Source organism: Streptomyces sp. NPDC127092, from assembly GCF_042722475.1.
GTDB lineage: Bacteria > Actinomycetota > Actinomycetes > Streptomycetales > Streptomycetaceae > Streptomyces.
The window spans coordinates 136,805-156,631 of the sequence record NZ_JBHXFE010000004.1; the positions used below are offsets into that span (position 1 = coordinate 136,805).

At 73.4% G+C, this 19,827-nt stretch carries 19 protein-coding genes; 8 read left to right on the top strand and 11 right to left on the bottom strand.

Going from position 1 to position 19,827, the window contains the following annotated elements; translation table 11 throughout:
* From ACFWJO_RS04955 to ACFWJO_RS04975, 5 genes are all read right to left on the bottom strand, one after another.
* Positions 1-1,657: alpha/beta hydrolase (locus ACFWJO_RS04955; protein WP_386863414.1), on the bottom strand; the 1,657-nt coding region annotated here is incomplete at its 3' end.
* Between the two features lie 95 nt (positions 1,658-1,752).
* Complete coding sequence (locus ACFWJO_RS04960; RefSeq protein WP_386863415.1) at positions 1,753-2,490, bottom strand: TIGR04222 domain-containing membrane protein; 738 nt, start codon at positions 2,488-2,490, stop codon at positions 1,753-1,755.
* Between the two features lie 49 nt (positions 2,491-2,539).
* On the bottom strand, positions 2,540-3,562 hold the full coding sequence (locus ACFWJO_RS04965) for a TIGR04222 domain-containing membrane protein (protein WP_386863416.1): 1,023 nt from the start codon (positions 3,560-3,562) through the stop codon (positions 2,540-2,542).
* Between the two features lie 7 nt (positions 3,563-3,569).
* Positions 3,570-5,060 (bottom strand): DUF692 family multinuclear iron-containing protein, encoded by a 1,491-nt coding sequence (locus tag ACFWJO_RS04970; RefSeq protein ID WP_386863417.1) that lies wholly within the window; start codon positions 5,058-5,060, stop codon positions 3,570-3,572.
* Between the two features lie 87 nt (positions 5,061-5,147).
* Positions 5,148-5,861 carry a peptidyl-tRNA hydrolase gene (locus ACFWJO_RS04975; protein WP_386863418.1) on the bottom strand — a complete coding sequence of 238 codons (714 nt, stop codon included), beginning with the start codon at positions 5,859-5,861 and terminating at the stop codon, positions 5,148-5,150.
* A gap of 51 nt (positions 5,862-5,912) precedes the next feature.
* Between ACFWJO_RS04975 and ACFWJO_RS04980 the strand changes: the two genes are divergently transcribed.
* From ACFWJO_RS04980 to ACFWJO_RS04990, 3 genes are read left to right on the top strand one after another with little or no spacing between them, the layout of a single operon-like run.
* A complete protein-coding gene (locus tag ACFWJO_RS04980) occupies positions 5,913-6,587 on the top strand; it encodes an AIM24 family protein (protein ID WP_386863419.1) in 675 nt (224 codons plus the stop codon).
* A gap of 25 nt (positions 6,588-6,612) precedes the next feature.
* On the top strand, positions 6,613-7,503 hold the full coding sequence (locus ACFWJO_RS04985) for an ATP-binding cassette domain-containing protein (protein ID WP_386863420.1): 891 nt from the start codon (positions 6,613-6,615) through the stop codon (positions 7,501-7,503).
* Positions 7,500-8,150 (top strand): ABC transporter, encoded by a 651-nt coding sequence (locus ACFWJO_RS04990; protein ID WP_386863421.1) that lies wholly within the window; start codon positions 7,500-7,502, stop codon positions 8,148-8,150. Before ACFWJO_RS04985 ends, ACFWJO_RS04990 begins: the two co-directional genes overlap by 4 nt.
* Positions 8,151-8,173: 23 nt before the next feature.
* Here the strand turns inward: ACFWJO_RS04990 and ACFWJO_RS04995 are convergent, their stop codons facing one another.
* From ACFWJO_RS04995 to zapE, 5 genes are all read right to left on the bottom strand, one after another.
* Complete coding sequence (locus ACFWJO_RS04995) at positions 8,174-9,094, bottom strand: polysaccharide deacetylase family protein (protein WP_386863422.1); 921 nt, start codon at positions 9,092-9,094, stop codon at positions 8,174-8,176.
* A gap of 142 nt (positions 9,095-9,236) precedes the next feature.
* Positions 9,237-10,109, bottom strand: a complete 873-nt coding sequence (locus tag ACFWJO_RS05000; protein WP_386863423.1) for a PPK2 family polyphosphate kinase — start codon at positions 10,107-10,109, stop codon at positions 9,237-9,239.
* A gap of 209 nt (positions 10,110-10,318) precedes the next feature.
* A complete protein-coding gene (locus tag ACFWJO_RS05005) occupies positions 10,319-11,677 on the bottom strand; it encodes an alkaline phosphatase PhoX (protein WP_386863424.1) in 1,359 nt (452 codons plus the stop codon).
* 266 nt (positions 11,678-11,943) lie between these two features.
* Positions 11,944-12,372, bottom strand: coding sequence for an OsmC family protein (locus ACFWJO_RS05010; RefSeq protein WP_386863425.1), 429 nt, complete (start codon positions 12,370-12,372; stop codon positions 11,944-11,946).
* A gap of 34 nt (positions 12,373-12,406) precedes the next feature.
* Positions 12,407-13,483, bottom strand: a complete 1,077-nt coding sequence (gene zapE, locus ACFWJO_RS05015) for a cell division protein ZapE (protein WP_386863426.1) — start codon at positions 13,481-13,483, stop codon at positions 12,407-12,409.
* 120 nt (positions 13,484-13,603) lie between these two features.
* Between zapE and ACFWJO_RS05020 the strand changes: the two genes are divergently transcribed.
* From ACFWJO_RS05020 to msrB, 4 genes are all read left to right on the top strand, one after another.
* Positions 13,604-14,377, top strand: coding sequence for a pyrimidine reductase family protein (locus ACFWJO_RS05020; protein WP_386863530.1), 774 nt, complete (start codon positions 13,604-13,606; stop codon positions 14,375-14,377).
* Positions 14,378-14,483: 106 nt separating this feature from the next.
* Positions 14,484-14,954: an indole-3-glycerol phosphate synthase gene (locus ACFWJO_RS05025; RefSeq protein ID WP_386863427.1), complete on the top strand. Its 471-nt coding sequence runs from the start codon at positions 14,484-14,486 to the stop codon at positions 14,952-14,954.
* 141 nt (positions 14,955-15,095) lie between these two features.
* Complete coding sequence (murC, locus tag ACFWJO_RS05030; protein ID WP_386863428.1) at positions 15,096-16,487, top strand: UDP-N-acetylmuramate--L-alanine ligase; 1,392 nt, start codon at positions 15,096-15,098, stop codon at positions 16,485-16,487.
* Positions 16,488-16,497: 10 nt separating this feature from the next.
* The gene (msrB, locus tag ACFWJO_RS05035; protein WP_386863429.1) at positions 16,498-16,905 is read left to right on the top strand and encodes a peptide-methionine (R)-S-oxide reductase MsrB; all 408 of its coding nucleotides are present in this window, start codon (positions 16,498-16,500) and stop codon (positions 16,903-16,905) included.
* 90 nt (positions 16,906-16,995) lie between these two features.
* Here msrB and ACFWJO_RS05040 read toward each other — a convergent pair whose 3' ends face one another.
* Positions 16,996-17,433 carry a Fur family transcriptional regulator gene (locus ACFWJO_RS05040; protein ID WP_384420492.1) on the bottom strand — a complete coding sequence of 146 codons (438 nt, stop codon included), beginning with the start codon at positions 17,431-17,433 and terminating at the stop codon, positions 16,996-16,998.
* 143 nt (positions 17,434-17,576) lie between these two features.
* Between ACFWJO_RS05040 and katG the strand changes: the two genes are divergently transcribed.
* Positions 17,577-19,811 (top strand): catalase/peroxidase HPI, encoded by a 2,235-nt coding sequence (gene katG / locus ACFWJO_RS05045; RefSeq protein ID WP_386863430.1) that lies wholly within the window; start codon positions 17,577-17,579, stop codon positions 19,809-19,811.
* Positions 19,812-19,827: the final 16 nt, after the last annotated feature.

The window sequence follows — 19,827 nt, forward strand, 5'->3', positions numbered from 1 at the left end:
AGGGGAGAATCCCCTCCGACCCCCCAAGCAACACTGGCTCCGTCTCGGGGGGCGGCCCACCCGCCCCCCCCCGCACCGGCGTCCCTTCCTCCTCGCCCGCCTTCCCTGCGGGCGGCACGGCACCCGTGAGCAGATAGCGCTCCAGGTAGCCGTTCACGCAGGCGTTCGCCCCGCCCCCGATGCCGTGCGTCCCGGCGTCCCGCTCGGTCACGAGCGCCGCGCCCGACAGCCTGCGCTGCAGCTCCCGGGCTCCTTCGTACGGCGCCGCCGCGTCCCGCTCGGCCGCCAGGACCAGCACCGGCGGCAGCACTCCCGGCCCGGTCCGCACGTCCAGCGGCTTCTGCCGGGGCGCCTTCCAGTACGCGCAGGGCAGGTTCGCCCACACGTTGTCCCAGGTCTCGAACGGGGCGAGCTTCGCGAGCCGGGTGTTGTCCCGGTCCCACAGCGCGAAGTCCTCGGGCCAGGGCGCGTCGTTGCACTCCACCGCCGTGTAGACGGCCTGCGCGTTGCCCGGGTCGGTGCCCTCGGACTGCTGGTCGCGGGCCGGACCGGACGCGGGCGTGACCGGCGCGGCCTGGGCGACCAGCGGCTTCGGATCGCCCTTCAGATACGCCCCGAGGGCGCCCGCCCGCGCGGGCCAGAACCGGTCGTCGTACAGCGCCTGGAGCATCGCCGCGTGCAGCTGCCCGGGGCCGACCCTCCCGCCCGCCGGTGTCGCGGCCAGCTCGGCCCGCACCTTCTCGTAGTTCTCGCCCACCTCGCCGGACGTCGCGCCCAGGCCGTACACCTTGTCGTGCTTCGCCGCCCAGGTGCGGAAGTCCGCCCAGCGGCGCTCGAAGGCGAGCGACTGGTCGAGGTTGTTGACGTACCAGATCTGCCGCGGCGCCGGGTTCACGGGCGCGTCGAACACCATCCGGCGCACCCGGTGCGGGAACAGCGTCGCGTACAGCGCGCCGAAGTACGTGCCGTAGGAGGCGCCCATGTACGTCAGGCGCCGCTCGCCGAGCGCGGCCCGCAGCACCTCCAGGTCGCGCGCGTTGTTCAGCGAGTGGTAGTGCCGCAGGGCCGGACCGGTGCGGCGGGCACAGCCCTGCGCGTACGTCCTGGCGCGGGCGACCCGCTCCTGCTTGAAGACCTCGGAGGGCACCGTCGGCGCGAGCGTCGGGCCCTTGGCGCGGTCGGCCGGGTCCTGGCAGGAGACCGGCGCCGAGCGGCCCACCCCGCGCGGCGCGTAGCCGACGAGGTCGTACGCGGCGGCGATGCGCCGCCAGGCGGGCAGCTCGGCGGCGAGCGGGAACCAGGTGGAGGAGGCGCCGGGGCCGCCGGGGTTGTGCACCAGCGCGCCCTGCCGGTCGGCCGCCGGGCCCGAGGCCCGCACCCGGCTCACGGTGAGCGGGATGCGCGTGCCGTCGGGGTGCGCGTAGTCGAGCGGGACGCGTACGGTGCCGCACTCCACCGGAGCGGGCAGCCGCTCGACCGCCGGGCACGGCCCGAACCGGATGCCCTCGGCGGCGGCCGTCCTCGCCGCGGCGGCGACGCCGCGGCTCTCGGCGGGCGGCGCATCGGCCGGGGGAGCCACGGCCGCGGGAGCGGTGGCGGGGCCGAGGAGGGCGGTGGGGGTGACGAGGGCGGACAGCAGCAGGGCGACGGACTTCATCTGCGCGTCCCCTTCTCTTGGCGGGCCCGGGCGGGCGGGGGCGGCACGGGGCGACAAAGGGGATGGTTGGCGGCCGACGCGGCCAAGTAAAGGAACTACGACGGGTGTCGGCTGTCATGTCCCCGAAAGGCGGCACGAAGCGCGGGCTCCAGGACCTCTGTGCCCCGCCGCGCGAGCGCCGTCATGGGGTCGGCCGGCGAGAGTCCGGCGAGCAGCCGCCGCCCGGCGGGCGAGGCCCAGCAGCCGGTTCCGCCGGCCCGCGCGACCAGCAGACACAGCCCGCCCGCCAGCAGCGGCATCGCGAACCAGGCCGCCACCGGTAGGCGCACGCCCTCCGGCACGAGCAGCACCGCGGCCGCGGCCAGGCCCAGGGTCAGCAGGAACGCGCCGGACAGCGCGCGGCCGCCCGCCGCCGTGGTGCGCCGCTCGGGCTCCGGCAGCGCGAGCCCGCGCGCCACCAGCCCGTCCGCGAGCTCCCGTACGCACGCGGTGCCCGCGACCAGCGGCCGTACCTCCGGGATCGGGGACTGGCCGCCGGGCCCGATCGCCCGGAGCACCGCCCGCTCCAGCTCGTCCCGGCCGCCGGTCCCGTCCACGACCGTCGCCCAGCCGGTGTGCGCGAGCAGCACCAGCCGGGCCTGGTGGAGGCTCACCAGTGCCAGGTCGGCCACCCGCAGCGGCCCGCCCGCGAGATACGCGGCCTCGACGACGGTCAGCTCCTCCCCGCCCTCGGCCGGCTCCCGCGCGTCGACCAGGACCGCGTCCCGGCACACCCGCGCACAGGCGACTCCGGTGACCACGAGCGAGACCAGGAGCAAGGGAACCCACACCATGATCCGGTTGTACGGGAGGGCGGACCCGCCCGCCACCGGAACGACGGCCTCAGGAACTGCTGCTGGACGAGCAGGAACTGCTGCTGGAGGAGGAGCAGGAGCTGGACGAGGAGGAGCAGGAACTCGACGACGAGGAACAGGAGCCCGACGACGAGGAGCACGACGACCCGCCTCCGGAGCACGAGCTGCTCCCGGAACACGAGCTGCCGCCCCCGCAGCCGCCTCCGCCGCCCTCACCGCCGGCCGCCGCCGCGCACCACATGACGGGCAGCAGGGCCGCGTCCTGCGAGGAGGACGAGGACGACGAGGGGGCGGCGGAGCGGGTGACCGGCCGGGCCGGCCGGTAGGTCCGCGCCGCCGTGGCCAGCTGCTCGCGCAGCACCGGGTCCGGCAGCGAGCGAAGGCCCTGCAGGGCGACGAGCAGCCCCGGGTCCACGTGGGCCTGGGCCCGCCCGAACGCCGCCACCGCGGCGTACCCGGCGGGGGTGATCCGCCGCCGCGCCCTGGCCCCGCACAGGATCGCGCCGGTCAGCCAGGCGGCGAGCACCGGCAGCACCAGCACGACGAACGGCAGGTTCCGGCCCGGGTCGATGAGGTCCGGCAGCGTGAACATCAGGGCGAACAGCGTGGCCATCACGCCGAGCGTCCCGAGGAACGAGCTCCACGTCCGCGCCGAGCGGCGCGGCCCGGGCTCCATGAGCAGCCCGCGTGCCGCGAGGGCGTCGCCGGTCTCCTGCACGGCGGGGTGCCGCATCACGGCGAACCGCAGCGGGCCGAGCGCCCCGCTCGCGGCGCCGGCCAGCTCCTGGAGCACGGCCCGTTCGACCGGGTCGTGCGCGGTCGGCCGCAGCACCCGCACGATGCCGGGGCCGCCGACGGCCAGGCGGCCGTCGGCCTGCAGCGAGGCGATCGCGGTGTCGACGACCCGGGCAGGGCCGCCGTTCAGGAACGCGGCCTCGTAACGGTCGTGGATCCGGCCGCCGGGACCGCGCCCCAGCCGGCTCAGCTTGACGAAGAGCACGGCCGCGGCCGGCACGCCGATCAGGTAGTAGAAGAGCACGAAACCGGTCATGGCTGCCTCATCCCCTTCCCAGGGCCGTACGGATCCGGTGCCCGAGCCGGGCCGCCGGGCCCGGCGGCCGGACGCCCGCCCGCTCCCGCCACCAGGCGGTGAGCCGCCTGCGCGCCGCCGGGTCCTCGGGCCGCCCGGCGATCAGCAGTTCCTCGGCGAAGTCGAGGGCGTCGTGCCGGTAGCCGTCCGTCATGGGCCGGTTCCTGGCGTACGAGAGGAACGCGGGCCGGTAGCCCTCGCCCAGGATCTCCGGCAGCTCGGGCGCCACCTTCGCCACCACGTCGGCCCGCTTGGCCGCGAGGGCGCGCCGCTGCACGCCGAGCCGCCGCACGTCGAAGCCCTCGGGCGCGGGCGTCCCGGCGACCAGGGCGGAGAGCAGCGCCACTTCGGCGACGCCGACCCGCTGACGGGCGGCGTCGAGGGAGGGGCGCGCTGCGGGTGCGGGTGCCCGTGCGGGCGTCGGTGCGGGCGCGGAGGCCTGCGCAGGGACCCGCTCGGGCGACCGTACCGGCATCACGCCGCCCGAGACCCGGGCGCCCGCGCCGATGAGCAGCGGCCGGGGCCGCGCGGGCGCCTCCACGGTGGCGACGCCGGGCTCGCCGGGCGCGGAAGTGGCGGCGGTGGCCGCGGTGGCCGGCGCGGCGACGGCGCGTCCGGCGGCGGGCGTGGCGGTGGCCAGGGTCGTACGGATCGCGTCGAGTTCGGCGGCCAGCTCCTCCGGAGCCGGGAAGCGGTCGTCCCGCTCCAGGAGCACGCCCGGCGGCGAGATCCGGGACGCGAGATCCGCCAGGATGTCCAGGACCGGACGCGGCACCGGGTGGGCGTGGGTGTCGTGCCAGACCCCGTCGCGCTCCAGGCCGCCCGCCACGTGCACGTACGCGAGGGCCTCGACGGGCAGCGCGGACAGCGCCTCCGCCGGGTCCTCGCCCCGGTTGACCCGGTTGGTGTGGAGGTTGGCGACGTCGATGAGGAGCCGCACCCCCGTGCGCTCCACCAGCTCCGCCAGGAACTGGCCCTCCGTCAGTTCCTCGCCCGGCCAGGAGACCAGGGCGGCGATGTTCTCCAGGGCCAGCGGCACCGGCAGCGCGTCCTGCGCGATCCGCACGTTCTCGCAGAGCACGTCGAGGGCGTCCCAGGTGCGGGGCACGGGCAGCAGGTGCCCGGCCTCGAGCAGGGGCGTCGCGGTGAGCGGCCCGCCGGCCCGTACGAACGCGATGTGCTCCGTCACCAGCGGCGCGCCGAGCGCCTCCGCCTTCGCCGCGAGCGCGGCGAGCCGCCCGGCGTCGGGCCGGTCGGCACCGCCGAGCCCCAGCGAGACCCCGTGCGGCACGACGGTCACCCCGCGCGCCCGCAGCCGTGCCAGGGAGTCGGGCAGGTGGTCGGCGCAGACGTTCTCCGCGACGACCTCGACCCAGTCGACTCCCGGCAGCGCCTCGACCGCGTCCGCGATCTCCGGTCGCCAGCCGATGCCGACCCCGAGTTCCTTCATGTCCCCCATGTCCCCCTCCTTCGGTCCCTCACGTGATGGCCCCGAAGCGGCCGTTCGAATCCGGCCGGGGAGACGTTCAGAGCTTGATTTGAGGTTTCAGCGCGCGAGGAACCCGAAGGCCGGGAACTCCGAGACCACCGTGCACGAGCCCGGCGCGATCTCCGTGAAGCCCGCGTCCCGTACGACCGGAAGCCCGCTCGTCGTGAGCCGCGCCCAGCGCTCCGGGTCCGCCGTGCGGACCGCCAGCGGGAAGCCGGCCGCGCGCCAGGTCTTGCGGTCGGCCTCCGACAGCTCCCACCACAGCAGCTGGGCGCCGTGCCCGGTCTGCGCCATCGTCTTGCCCGCCGACATGTCGAGTTCCGGGTTGAGCCACAGCACGGCCGCACCCTCCGGGACCGGCCCCGGTCCGACCGGGTCGTCCAGATCGGTGCCCGACACCTGGAGCTTGACGAGGTCCTTGGGCCAGCCGTCCAGCGGGACCGGCGGGAAGACCCGTACCTCCGTGTCCTGGGGACTCGTCACCGTGATGCCGGGGAGCGCCGAGGCCTTGCGCCACTCCGCGCCCCGCGCCCGCCGCACCACCTTGCGGATCCGGGCGTCCTGCCAGTCCGTCATGGCCCGTGCCCACTCGCCCTCGCCGAGGGACCGCTCGTCGGCCAGGATCTCCAGGACCGCACGGGCGGCGGTCTCCAGGGCGTCGGTACGGGCCGGGGGCGCGGCCCGCTCGATGCGGACCACGAGCGGGAGGACGTACTGCGGCTTCTCGTCACGGGGGTCGTTGCTGCTCACCCGGCAAGTCTGCCATCGCACCGGAGACGCGTTCCTTGTCGGAACGGGACCTTCCGGGACAGGATGCCCCTCATGAAGAGCGATCTTTTCAACAAGGAACACCTCGCCGAGGCGGCGCCGGTACCGGGGATGACCCTCCAGAACGCCAAGTCGGTCAAGTACACCGTGAACGGGGAGATGCACGCCCGACAGGGCTCGATGATCGCCTTCCGGGGGAACCTGCAGTTCGAGCACAAGAGCCAGGGCCTCGGCGGCCTGCTCAAGCGTGCGGTGACCGGCGAGGGCCTGGCCCTGATGGCCGTGCGTGGCCAGGGCGAGGCGTGGTTCGCGCACGAGGCGCAGAACTGCTTCATCGTGGAGATCGAGCAGGGCGACGCGCTGACCGTCAACGGCCGCAACGTGCTCTGCTTCGACCCGACCCTGCAGTACGAGATCAAGACGGTGAAGGGCGCCGGCATGACCGGCGGCGGCCTGTTCAACAGCGTCTTCACCGGTTACGGCAAGCTCGCCCTGATGTGCGAGGGCAACCCGATCGTCATACCGGTCAGCCCGCAGGCCCCGGTGTGCGTCGACACCGACGCCGTCGTCGGCTGGAGCGCACAGCTCCAGACCTCGCTGCACCGCTCGCAGTCCTTCGGCTCGATGATGCGCGGCGGTTCCGGCGAGGCGGTCCAGCTGCGCCTGGACGGCCAGGGCTTCGTCATCGTCCGCCCGAGCGAGGCCGTCCCGCAGAAGGTCTCCAACTGACCGGGGCACCGGACCGGAACCCGGCATGATCCTCGAAGGCGTCGGGCGGCGTTACGGCCCGCGCGGGCCGTGGGTGCTGCGCGAGGTGGGGCTCACCCTGCCCGCGGGCACCCTGGCCCGGTTCACCGGCGGCAACGGCACCGGCAAGTCGACCCTGCTGCGCCTCGTCGCGGGCGTCGACGCGCCCAGCGCGGGCCGGATCAGCGGCCGCCCGGCCCGTACCGCGTACGTCCCCGAGCGCTTTCCCGCCGCGCTGCCGCTCACCGCGGCCGGCTACCTCGTCCACCTCGGCCGGATCCAGGGCCTGGGCGGACGGGAAGCCCGGGCGCGGGCGGGGGAGTGGCTGGAGCGCTTCGGCGCGGCCGCGTACCGGGACACGCCGCTCGCCGAACTCTCCAAGGGCACGAGCCAGAAGGTGGCCGTCGCGCAGGCGCTGCTCGCCGCGCCGGGGCTGCTCGTCCTCGACGAGGCCTGGACCGGCCTCGACACCGGAGCCCGCGCCGAACTCGACCGCGCGGTGCGCGAGCGCGTCGCGGCGGGCGGCCGGGTCGTCTTCGTCGACCACGACCCACGACGGCTCGCGGACGAGGCGGACGCGGAGTACGCCGTCGCGGCGGGCCGCGTACGGCGAGCGGAACCGACGGCGGACCCGGCGGCGGGACCTCCGCGCCCCCGGGTCCGCATCACCGCGTCCGGGGGCGCCGAGCCGCCACCGGGGATCGGTGACCTCACGGTCGGACACCTGGGCGGCGACGGCCGTCTGACCGTCACCGCCGACGCCGCCCGCTCCGACGCGGTGCTGCGGTCGCTGCTCGACGCTGGCTGGCACGTAGAGGACCTGCGGGCGACCGAGAGCACCGACCTTGCCGACGGCACCGGCAGCACCGCCCGCGTCACGGGAGGCGTACGGAGATGACCGCGCTGCTCCGCTACCAGGCCGCGCTGCTGCTGCGCTCCCAGCGCTGGCTCGCGCCCTTCCTCCTCTACGCCGTCTTCGTCGGCATCGGCGTCCAGGCGGGCGAACCGGTACTGGGCGCCCTCGGTTACGCGGTGGCGGGCCTGGTCCCGGTGACCGCCTGGGCGGTCCGCATCTGTCTGAACCAGGAGCCGCCGGCCGCCCGCGCCGTGACCGCGGCGGCGGCCGGCCGCGCCCGGGCCCATCTGGCGGCGGTCCTCACCGCCGTCGGCGCCACGTTCCTCGTCGCTGTCATCGCCGTCCTGGCGGTCACGGCGATGGGCGACCACCGCCGGGTCGCGCCGCTCGCGGCCGCCGTGGCGGGCGTGCTGGGCGCGGCCGTGTGCGTCCTGACGGGCACGGCGATCGGCGCCCTGACCACCCGCCCGCTGATCCGGGCCCGCGGCCGGTCCCTGACGACCCTGCTCCTCGCCTCGCTCCTCGGCCTGGTGACGACGGGCTCCCCGGCCGCCTCGGCCGTCTCGTCCCTGGTCACCGCCGCGGGCTCGGGCGCGGTCCCGTACCCGTGGCCCGCCCTGGCGGGCGCCGCGGCCCTCACGACGGCGGCCGTGGCCCTGGCGTGCAGGGCCACGGCCTGGCGCGACTGAACCCGTCCTCCTGGTAGATGGGGTCAGGACATCAGCTCCGAGACCTTCACGAAGCGGTAGCCCTTCGCCCGGAGCCCCGGGACGATGCGGCGGATCGCCTGCTCGGTCACCGGGGCGGCGCTGCGGGTGCAGTGCATGACGACGAGGGAGCCTGGCCTGACGCCGTCGAGGACCTGGTCGGCGACCGCGTCCGCGTCCTTCGCGAAGGCGTCGCCGCTGACCACGTCCCACTGGACGGCGGTGACGCCGGCCGGGGCGAGGGCGCGGCGGGCGGCGTCGTCGTAGCAGCCGCCGGGGAAGCGGAAGTACGGCACGACGTTGGTGGCGCCGGCGTCGCGGAAGGCGTCGAAGGCCCGCTGGACGTCGGCCGCCATGTCGGGCCGGGCGACGGTCGGCAGCCCGTAGCAGGGCTCGGCGAAGGCGTAGTGGCTGTAGGAGTGGTTGGCGATCTCGAAGAGCGGGTCGTTGCCGATGGACCGGGCCTGGTCCGGGTACTCCTCCGCCCACCGTCCCGTCATGAAGACGGTCGCGTCCACCTTCAGCCGGCGCAGCGTCGCGATGAGCTGCGGGTTGTCGAAGTGCTCGCCGCGGGCCGCGCGCGGGCCCTGGTCCGCGGTCATGTCGGCGTCGAAGGTGAGCGCGACGACCTTCTCGGCGCTCTTCGCCCGGTGGCTGTAGACGGCCGTGAGCCCGCCGGCGGCCGGGGCGAGCGTCGGCGGGGCCTTGCGGGCGGGCTGGGCAGGCGCGGCCTGGTGCCCGGGGGCGGGCGGGGCGGCCTTGGCACCGGGCCCGGCCGAGGAGGGCTGTGCCGGCGAGGCGGGCTTCGCGGAGGCCGGCGAGGCGGGCGAGGCGGGCGCCGGTGAGTCGGCCGCGCCCCCGCCGCAGCCGACCAGGACGGCGCCCAGCAGAGCGAGCGCCGACAGCTTTCGTGCAGGAATGGTCACCCACGGAAAATATCCGATCAGATAGGCCTATCGTTCGCGGCTCGACAGCAGCAGCGCCCGAGTCCACGCGGTGAGCTGACGCACCATGGCCTGAGCGTGCACGGCCGGTCCCGCCGGAAGCACGCTCACCGACCGGCGCGCCTCACGACGCCAGTAGCCTCGCCCTGCACTCCGCCACGTCGAAGGTCCCCTTCGGGTACGCCGGATCCAGCTCCTCCAGGTGCTCCAGCAGCAGCCTGCTGATCGCCCAGTTCCGGTACCACTTCCGGTCCGCCGGGACCAGGTACCACGGCGTCCGGTCCGTCGCGCACCGTTGCAGGGCGATCTCGTACGCCTCCTGGTACGCGGGCCACAGGGCCCGCTCCTCGATGTCGCCCTGGTTGAACTTCCAGTGCTTCTCCGGGTTGTCGAGGCGTTGCAGGAGGCGGGTGCGCTGTTCCTCGTACGAGATGTGGAGGAAGACCTTCACGACGGTGACGCCGCCGTCCGCGAGGGACTTCTCGAAGCCGGCGATCTCGCCGTAGCGGTTCTCGATCTCGGTGCGCGGGGCCAGCTCGCGCACCCGGGCGATCAGGACGTCCTCGTAGTGGGAGCGGTCGAAGATGCCGATCTCGCCCGGCTCGGGGAGCGCCCGGGCGACGCGCCACAGGAAGGGGTGGGCGGACTCCTCCTCCGTCGGCGCCTTGAAGGCGCGGATGCGGCAGCCCGACGGGTTGAAGTGACTGATGACGTGCTTGACCGTGCCGCCCTTGCCGCTGGTGTCCATGCCCTGGAGGACGAGGAGCAGCCGGCGCCGGTCGCCCGCCGTGCTCGCCGCGTACAGCCGTTCCTGGAGGTCCGCCAGGCGCGGGGCCAGGCCGGCGACGGCGCTGAGCCCGGCCTTCTTGTCGGCGGGGCCGCCGGGCGTGCCGGCGGCGTCGTACGCCGAGAGGTCGACGGGCTCGCCGACGGGGAGCCGCAGCAGCTCGCGCAGCGACTGCCGCCCCGCCGCGCCCGCACGCTTCTTCTTCGGCATCCGCCCGCCTCCCGCCGCTGCTCCTGCTACCGATCCTGCGCGTCCGGCGCCGGTCGCACCACCGCGAACGCCCGGTCGAGCGGCGTCGAAGGCGGCGCCTCAACCGGTCCGGTACGCGCCGGCGGCGACCGGTCCGGAGACCGGCCGCCGCCTGTGGGAGCTGTCCGAACGGCTCACCGGCGTCCGTGACGAGCTGGGCTGAGCGCGGATCAGCGCCACGGGCCCCGCACCGCGAACGTCGTGCCCGGCGTGTAGCAGTTCACGTACATCGTCGCGCCGTCCGGCGAGAAGGTGACGCCCGCGAACTCGCCCCACTCCGGTTCCTCCGGCGTGCCGATGTTCTGCGCCCCGCGCGCGACCGCGTACACCTCGCCCTTCCGGCTCACGCCGAAGACGTGCTGGGCGCCGTTGCCGTCCTCGCAGACCATCAGGCCGCCGGACGGCGCCAGACAGATGTTGTCCGGGGACTCGCCCGGGAGCTGGATGTCGGTGTCCGGGCCGAAGACGACGACGAGCGTGAGGCAGCCCCGGTCCGGCTCGTACTTCCACACCTGGCCGAAGTGCGTGGCGCCCGAGCCGTCCTTCACGCGGGCGAACGAGGACACGAAGTAGACGGAACAGCCGCCCCAGTAACAGCCCTCCAGCTTCTGCGCGTGCGTGATGCCCTTCGGGCCGAAGTCCTGGAGTCTGATCGGGGTCCCGGCCGCCGACGGGTCGGGTACGGGCACCCACTCGACGCCCTCGAAGCGCGTGCCCGCCTCCTGCACCACCGACAGGTCGGGCACGCCCGGCACCCGCATCGCCTCCAGGGCACCGCCCGCGCGCAGCGAACCGGTGCCGCCGAGCGGCTTCTCGGGCAGGAAGCGGTAGAAGAGGCCGAAGGGATGCTGGAAGGCGTCCTCCGTCTCGTACACGATCCCGCTGTACGGGTCGACCGCGACGGCCTCGTGCTGGAAGCGGCCCATCGCGGTGAGCGGGACGGCCCCGGTGCGGCGCGGGTCGGCGCCGTCGACCTCGAAGACGAAGCCGTGGTCCTTGGTGTAGCCGTTGGTGCCGGCCTTGTCCTCGGTCTCCTCGCAGGTCAGCCAGGTGCGCCACGGGGTTGGCCCGCCCGCGCAGTTGACGGCCGTGCCCGCGATGGCGACGCGCTCGTCGAGGACGTTGTCGCGGCGGTCGAGCGTGAGGGCGGTGCAGCCGCCCTTGGCCGCCGGATCGTAGGTCAGCCCGTCGACGACCGGCACGCCGATCTTCCCGGTGACGCGGTTCTCGTGGTTCCGCACGAGGTGCACCCGGCCGCCGCGGCCGGCGAAGGCGCCCATGCCGTCGTGGTTGCTCGGGACCAGGCCCTCGCCGGAGCGCAGCGGTTCGCCCTGCCGGGACAGGACCTTGTAGCGGAAGCCGGCCGGGAGGTCGAGCAGGCCGTGTGGGTCGGGGACCAGCGGTCCGTACCCGGCGTGCCGGCCGAGCGCGGCGGAGGCGGCGGCGCTTCCCGTGAAGAGTTCGGAGATCGCGCCGGTGAAGGCGATGCCGGCGGTGGCGGCGAGGATCTGACGTCGTGTTGCGGACATGAGGCAACCCACTTCCTGCTGGCGGACAGGACGGCATGTGTCAGGACTGGACCTTCCAGGACTGCATGGGTCAGGGCTGGATGTTCCAGGACTGCATGTGTGGTGTGACGTGTGACCCGCATGTGTGTACCACGCACGGCGGTGACACGTGAACCATGCGGGTCACACGTTGCCTCAGGAGGAGCGGGAGGAGCTGGTGGAGCCGGTGGAGCTGGTGGAGCCGGTGGAGCCGGTGGAGCGGGAGGATCCCGGGACGGGGAAGCGGCTCAGGAAACCAGCTCGGCCGTCAGCGTGATCGTCGTGCCCGTCAGCGCCTGGCTCACCGGGCAGTTCTTCTTGGCGTCCTCGGCGAGCGCCTGGAACTGCTCGGCGTCCACCCCGGGCACCTCGCCGCGCACGGTGAGGTGGCTGCCCGTGATGCCCTGGCCGGGCACGAAGGTGACCTCGGCCTTGGTCTCCAGACGGGTGGGCGGGGTGTCGTTCTTGGCGAGGATGTTCGAGAACGCCATGTTGTAGCAGGACGAGTGCGCGGCGGCGATCAGCTCCTCCGGGCTGGTCACGCCGTTCGGCTCCTCGGTGCGGGCCGGCCAGGAGACCGGGTACGAGCCGATGCCGGAGGAGTCGAGCGACACGACGCCGGATCCCTTGAGCAGGTCGCCCTGCCAGACGTTGTGGGCGGTACGCGTAGCGGCCATGGTGCATCCCTTTCGATCGGGTATGGCCCCCAAGCTACTGCTCCACGAGTCCCTTCGCGTCCCGCGCCAGGGCGGTGAGCCGGGAGATCGCCCGGAAGTACTTCTTCTTGTACCCGCCGTTCAGCATCTCGTCGCTGAACAGCTTGTCGAAGGGCAGGCCGGAGGCGAGCACGGGTATCTCGCGGTCGTAGAGGCGGTCGGCGAGCACGACGAGCCGCAGCGCCGTCGACTGGTCGGGGACCGGCCGGACATCGGTCAGGCAGACCGCGGTCAGGTCGTCGGTCAGCGCGCCGTACCGGCTCGGGTGAACCCTGGCCAGGTGTTCGAGCAGGTGCGGGAAGTCGTCGAGGGAGGCGCCGGGCGTGGCGTACGCCGTCTTGGCGACGGTCTCGTCGTCGTACGGGGCCGGGGCCTCCGGCAGGCCGCGGTGGCGGTAGTCCTCGCCGTCGATGCGCAGCGGCCGGAAGTGCGCCGACAGGCCCTGGATCTCGCGCAGGAAGTCGGCGGCGGCGAAGCGGCCCTCGCCGAGCTTGCCGGGCAGCGTGTTGGAGGTCGCGGCGAGCGCCACGCCGTTCTCGACCAGGCGACTGAGCAGCGAGGACACCAGGACGGTGTCGCCCGGGTCGTCCAGCTCGAACTCGTCGATGCAGAGGAGCCGGTGTCCGCTGAGGGTCTGCACGGTCTGCTGGAAGCCGAGGGCGCCCACCAGGTTCGTCAGCTCCACGAAGGTGCCGAAGGCCTTGAGCGCGGGCTCGGCCGGGGTGGCGTGCCAGAGGGAGGCGAGGAGGTGGGTCTTGCCGACGCCGTAGCCGCCGTCGAGGTAGACGCCGCGCGGGCCCGCCGGCACCGTCTTCTTCGGGGCCTTGGAGAACCAGCGGCGCTTGCCCGCGCCGGTGGCGTGGGCGCCGCCCAGGGTCTCGGCGAAGCCGCCGAGCACCTTGACGGCGTCGATCTGGCTGGGCTGGTTCGGGTCCGGTATGTACGTGTCGAAGCGCACGGAGTCGAACCGCGGGGGCGGCACCATCTCCGCCACCAGACGGTCGGCGGGGACGTGGGGCTCTCGGGAGCAGAGCGAGAGCGGGGCGGCTCCGGTGGAAGCCGCTTCGGTCATGGCACGGGTCGACACAGTTATCCACTGTAAGCGCCGTGTCAGACTGCCGGGATGCGACGCCTGTTCCCTGTGACGGACATGACAGCCCTCCACCGTGCCCGCGGCGCGGCGGGCGCGGACATGGACGCGGCCCTGGACACGACCACGGACACGATCACGGACACCTCGGACCGGAAGTGGTCCCTCGACGAGCTGGCCGACGCCTACGCCTACCCGCCCGAGGCGGAGTCCGGGCCCTGGCTGCGGGCCAACATGGTCTCCTCGCTCGACGGGGCCGGCCAGCACGGCGGCCACTCCCAGCCGCTGTCCTCGGAGACCGACATGCGGATCTTCGGGACCCTGCGGGCGCTCGCGGACGTGGTCGTCGTCGGCGCCGAGACGGTACGGACGGAGGACTACAGCCCGGGCCGGGCGCGGGAGGTCTTCGCGGCCCGCCGGGCGGCGGCGGGGCAGACCCCGGCTCCGGCCATGGCGGTCGTGACCGCCTCGCTGGACCTGGACTTCTCGCTTCCGCTTTTCACCGAGGCGCCGGTGCCGACCCTGGTCCTCACCGGCGCCGCGTCCTCCCCGGAGCGCCGGGCGGAGGCCGAGCGGGCGGGCGCGGAGGTGGTGATCGCGGGCGACGGGCCGGGCGTGGAGCCGGAGCGCGCGGTGGCGGCGCTCGCCGAGCGGGGGATGCGGCGCCTGCTGACCGAGGGCGGGCCCCGTCTCCTCGGCCAGTTCGTGGCCGCGGGCGTGCTCGACGAGCTGTGTCTGACGCTGTCTCCGACCATGACGGCGGGCACCGCGCAGCGGATCGCCGGAGGGCCCTCGGTGGAGGTTCCGAAGCGCTTCGCCGTGGCGTCGGTGCTGGAGCAGGACGGCTTCCTCTTCACCCGCTACCGTCGGATCTGACAATCGGCGGAATTTGTCGTTCCGCTTAGCGTCCGCTGGGCACACTTACTCTCGCAGTCCCCGTGGGGCCACGGGGAAGGATGGTTTCCGCAGAAGGGCTCCTGAGGTGTTCACAAGCGTTCTGATGATCGAGAAGCCCCTCACGTCCGTCGACGTGGACTTCGTCACCACCCTGCACGGTGACGAGCGGGTCGCGTTCATCGTGTTGATGCAGCCGCGTGGTGACCAGGCGGACGTACTGCTGCGTGCCATCGACGACGTCGCCATGGGTGAGCTGAAGGAAGCGGCCCACGAGGGTGACGAGCCCGAGGGCAAGGCGGCCAGGCCGCTCGCCGAACAGGCCTTGGACGTCTCCTTGCAGGCACTGAGAAACGCCGGCTGCGAGGCCGTCGGACACGTGGTCGAGGACCATCCGCTGGACAAGATGAAGACCGTGGTCGAGGAGTCCGATGCCGACGAGGTGATCGTGCTGACCGCGCCGCACTACGTGGAGGAGTTCTTCCACCGGGACTGGGCCTCCCGGGCCCGCCACAAGGTCGGCGTGCCCGTCCTGAAGCTCTTCGCTCACAGCGAGTGACCGGCTCACGGGAGTGACGACAAGGATGGCCCGCGCGTGACCCGCCGCGGGCCGGCCGGGCCGGGCGCCGTGCCCGGTCCGGCCGGACCGAACCACTAGGCTGGAGCCTCACCACCGTCACGTACCAGGGGAGAGAACCGCATGGCACCCGCCATCCCTGCCGCCATGGAACGGCCGCACTTCATCGGCATCGGCGGTGCCGGAATGTCGGGCATCGCGAAGATCCTCGCCCAGCGCGGCGCCAAGGTCGCCGGCAGCGACGCCAGGGAGTCGGCGACCGCCGAGTCCCTGCGCGCCCTCGGCGTCACCGTCCACATCGGCCACGCCGCCGAGCACCTCGCCGACGACGCGTCCGCCGTCGTCGTCTCCAGCGCCATCCGCGCCGACAACCCCGAGCTGGCCCGCGCCGCCGAGCTGGGCATCCCGGTCGTGCACCGCTCCGACGCGCTCGCCTCGCTCATGGACGGCCTGAGCGCCATCGCGGTCGCCGGCACCCACGGCAAGACCACGACCACCTCGATGCTGGCCGTCGCGCTCGGCGAGCTCGGCCTCGACCCCTCGTACGCCATCGGCGGCGACCTCGCGGGCCCCGGCACCAACGCCCGGCACGGCGAGGGCACGATCTTCGTCGCCGAGGCCGACGAGAGCGACCGCAGCTTCCAGAAGTACGACCCGGCCGTGGCGATCGTCCTCAACGTCGAGCTGGACCACCACGCCAACTACGCCTCCATGGACGAGATCTACGAGTCCTTCGAGGCCTTCGCCGCGAAGATCCGCCCCGGCGGCACCCTCGTCGTCGGCGAGCACGCGGGCGCCCGCGAGCTGGCCGGCCGGGTCTCCGGGAACAAGGACCTGCGCGTGCTGACCGTCGGCGAGGACGAGGCCGCCGACGTGTGGATCCGCCGGATCACGCCGAAGGGCATGACCAGCGAGGTCGCCGTGGTGATGGACGGCGTCGAGCACGTCTTCACCGTCTCCGTGCCCGGCCGCCACTACGCCCACAACGCCGCCGCCGCGCTCGCCGCCGGTGCCCGCGCGGGCGTCGACCCGGCCGAGCTGGCCCAGGCCCTCACCGCGTACACCGGCGTCGGCCGCCGCCTCCAGCTCAAGGGCGAGGCCGCGGGCGTGCAGGTCATCGACTCGTACGCGCACCACCCGACCGAGATGACGGCCGACCTGGAGGCCATGCGCGGCGCCGCCGGGGCCTCCCGCCTCCTGGTCGTCTTCCAGCCGCACCTGTTCTCCCGCACCCAGGAGCTGGGCCGCGAGATGGGCGAGGCCCTGACGCTCGCCGACGGCTCCGTGGTCCTGGACATCTACCCGGCCCGCGAGGACCCGATCCCGGGCGTCACCAGCGAGCTGATCATCGAGGCCGCCCGTGCGGCCGGCGCCGACGTCACCGCCGTCCACGACAAGGCCGAGGTGGCGGACGTGATCGCGGGAATGGCGAAGCCCGGCGATCTCGTTCTCACCATGGGCGCGGGCGACGTCACGGACCTGGGTCCGGAGATCCTGGCCCGCCTGTCGAGCTGAGGAGCGAGCGATGGCGTACGAGGTCGAGAAGACCGACGAGGAATGGCAGGCCGAGCTGACCCCGTTGGAGTACCAGGTGCTCCGGCTGGCCGGCACCGAGCCCGCCTTCCGCGGTGAGTACACGGACACGAAGACCAAGGGCGTCTACTCCTGCCGGGCGTGCGGCGCCGAGCTCTTCACGTCCCGCGAGAAGTTCGAGTCGCACTGCGGCTGGCCGTCCTTCTACGACCCGAAGGACAGCTCCGCCGTCGAGCTGGTCGCCGACACCTCCCACGGCATGATCCGCACCGAGGTCCGCTGCGCACGCTGCGGTTCCCACCTCGGACATGTCTTCGAGGGAGAGGGCTACCCGACCCCGACCGACCAGCGGTACTGCATCAACTCGATCTCGCTGCGGCTGGAGCCGGACGAGAGCTGAGCCTCCCGCTCCACCACCCGAGCCGACCGGCGCCTGGCGCACCGGTCGGCTCGGTCGTTTCCGGCCACGGTCTCCGCCGCGCCGGCCGGCTCAGTCGTTTCCGGCCACCGCCTCCGCCGCGCCGCACACCGGACACAGCCCCCGGTACGTGACCTCCACCTCCGTCACCGTGAAGCCGAAGCGTTCCTCCTCCGGCAGACCCGCCAGCGGGTCGCCCTCCGGGTGGACGTCGCGGACCGTGCCGCAGCCCGCGCAGACCAGGTGCTGGTGGTCCCGGTGGGCGTTCGGGTCGTAGCGCTTGGCGCGGCCCACGCTGGAGACCTCGATCACCTCGCCGAGCGAGACCAGCTCGCCCAGCGTGTTGTAGACCGTCGCCCGCGAGATCTCCGGCAGCCGCGCGGTGGCCCGGGCCAGCACCTCGTCCGCGGTGAGGTGGATGTGCTCGCCGTCGAGCACCTCGGCGACCACCCGCCGCTGCGCGGTCATCCGCCAGCCGCGTCGGCGCAGCCGTTCCAGCAGATCGCTCATGGTCACCAGCCTTGCTGTGCGAGTAAGCCTGCGAGTACTCCGTGCGGTCAATCCGTACGAGTCCGGCTGTCGTATTGACTTGGACTGAGTCCACCATAGGATCGACTCCAGTAGTAGCCAAGAGGGCGCGGAAGGAAAGACCGATGTCTGAGCAGAAGCACGATCCCCTGGTCACCGAGGACGAGGCGGCGGCGGAAGGCAAGGGCGGCTGCCCGGTCGCGCACGGCCGCGCCGCGCACCCGACGCAGGGCGGCGGCAACCGCCAGTGGTGGCCGGAGCGCCTCAACCTGAAGATCCTCGCCAAGAACCCCGCCGTGGCGAACCCGCTCGGCGAGGAGTTCGACTACGCCGAGGCCTTCAAGGCCCTCGACCTGGCGGCCGTGAAGCGCGACATCGCCGAGGTGCTCACCACCTCGCAGGACTGGTGGCCCGCCGACTTCGGCAACTACGGCCCGCTGATGATCCGCATGGCCTGGCACAGCGCCGGCACGTACCGCATCAGCGACGGCCGCGGCGGCGCCGGCGCCGGCCAGCAGCGCTTCGCCCCGCTGAACAGCTGGCCGGACAACGGCAACCTCGACAAGGCCCGCCGTCTGCTGTGGCCGGTCAAGAAGAAGTACGGCCAGAACATCTCCTGGGCCGACCTCATGATCCTCACCGGCAACGTCGCCCTGGAGACCATGGGCTTCAAGACCTTCGGCTTCGCCGGCGGCCGCGCCGACGTGTGGGAGCCCGACGAGGACGTCTACTGGGGCCCCGAGACCACCTGGCTCGGCGACGAGCGCTACACCGGCGACCGCGAGCTGGAGAGCCCGCTCGGCGCCGTGCAGATGGGTCTCATCTACGTCAACCCGGAGGGCCCCAACGGCAACCCGGACCCGATCGCCGCGGCCCGCGACATCCGCGAGACCTTCCGCCGCATGGCGATGAACGACGAGGAGACCGTCGCCCTCATCGCCGGTGGCCACACCTTCGGCAAGGCGCACGGCGCCGGCCCGGCGGACAACGTCGGCGCCGACCCCGAGGCCGCCCCGCTGGAGCAGCAGGGCCTCGGCTGGAAGAACTCGTACGGCACCGGCAAGGGCGCCGACGCGATCACCTCCGGCCTCGAGGTCACCTGGACCACCACGCCTGCGGCGTGGAGCCACGACTTCTTCAAGCACCTCTTCGAGTACGACTACGAGCTCACCAAGAGCCCGGCCGGCGCCCACCAGTGGGTCGCCAAGGACTCCGAGGAGATCATCCCCGACGCCCACGACGCGTCGAAGAAGCACCGCCCGACGATGCTCACCACCGACCTGTCGCTGCGCTTCGACCCGGTCTACGAGCAGATCTCGCGCCGCTTCTACGAGAACCCCGACCAGTTCGCGGACGCCTTCGCCCGCGCCTGGTTCAAGCTGACGCACCGTGACCTCGGTCCGGTCGTGCGCTACCTGGGCCCCGAGGTCCCCTCCGAGGAGCTCATCTGGCAGGACCCGCTGCCGGCCCGCACGTACGAGCTGGTGGACGCCGCGGACATCGCCTCCCTCAAGGAGCAGATCCTCGGCTCGGACCTCACCGTCACCCAGCTGGTCTCCGCCGCCTGGGCCGCCGCCTCCTCCTTCCGCGGCAGCGACAAGCGCGGTGGCGCCAACGGCGGCCGCATCCGCCTGGAGCCGCAGCGCAACTGGGAGGTCAACAACCCGGACGAGCTCGCCCAGGTGCTGCGCGTCCTGGAGGGCGTGCAGGAGTCCTTCAACGCGGGCCGCGCCGACGGCAAGCAGGTCTCCCTCGCCGACCTCGTCGTCCTCGCGGGCAGCGCGGCCGTCGAGAAGGCGGCCAAGGACGCCGGCTTCGACGTCGAGGTGCCGTTCTCGGCCGGCCGTGTGGATGCCTCCGCCGAGCAGACGGACGTCGAGTCCTTCGCCGCCCTGGAGCCCACCGCCGACGGCTTCCGCAACTACCTGGGCAAGGGCCACCGCCTCCCCGCCGAGTACCTGCTGATCGACAAGGCGAACCTGCTCACCCTCTCCGCGCCCGAGACCACGGTCCTCGTCGGCGGTCTGCGCGCCCTGGGCGTGACCCAGCCGCAGACCTCGCTGGGCGTGTTCACCGAGACCCCGGGCAAGCTGACGAACGACTTCTTCGTCAACCTGCTCGACCTCGGCACCGCCTGGAAGTCCACCTCCGAGGACCAGACCACGTTCGAGGGCCGCGACCTGGCCACCGGCGCGGTCAAGTGGACCGGCACCCGTGCCGACCTGGTCTTCGGCTCGAACTCCGAGCTGCGCGCCGTCGCCGAGGTGTACGCCTCGGACGACGCGAAGGAGAAGTTCGTGTCGGACTTCGTCTCGGCCTGGGCCAAGGTCATGGACCTGGACCGGTTCGACCTGCGCTGATGCGCCCGCGCTGACC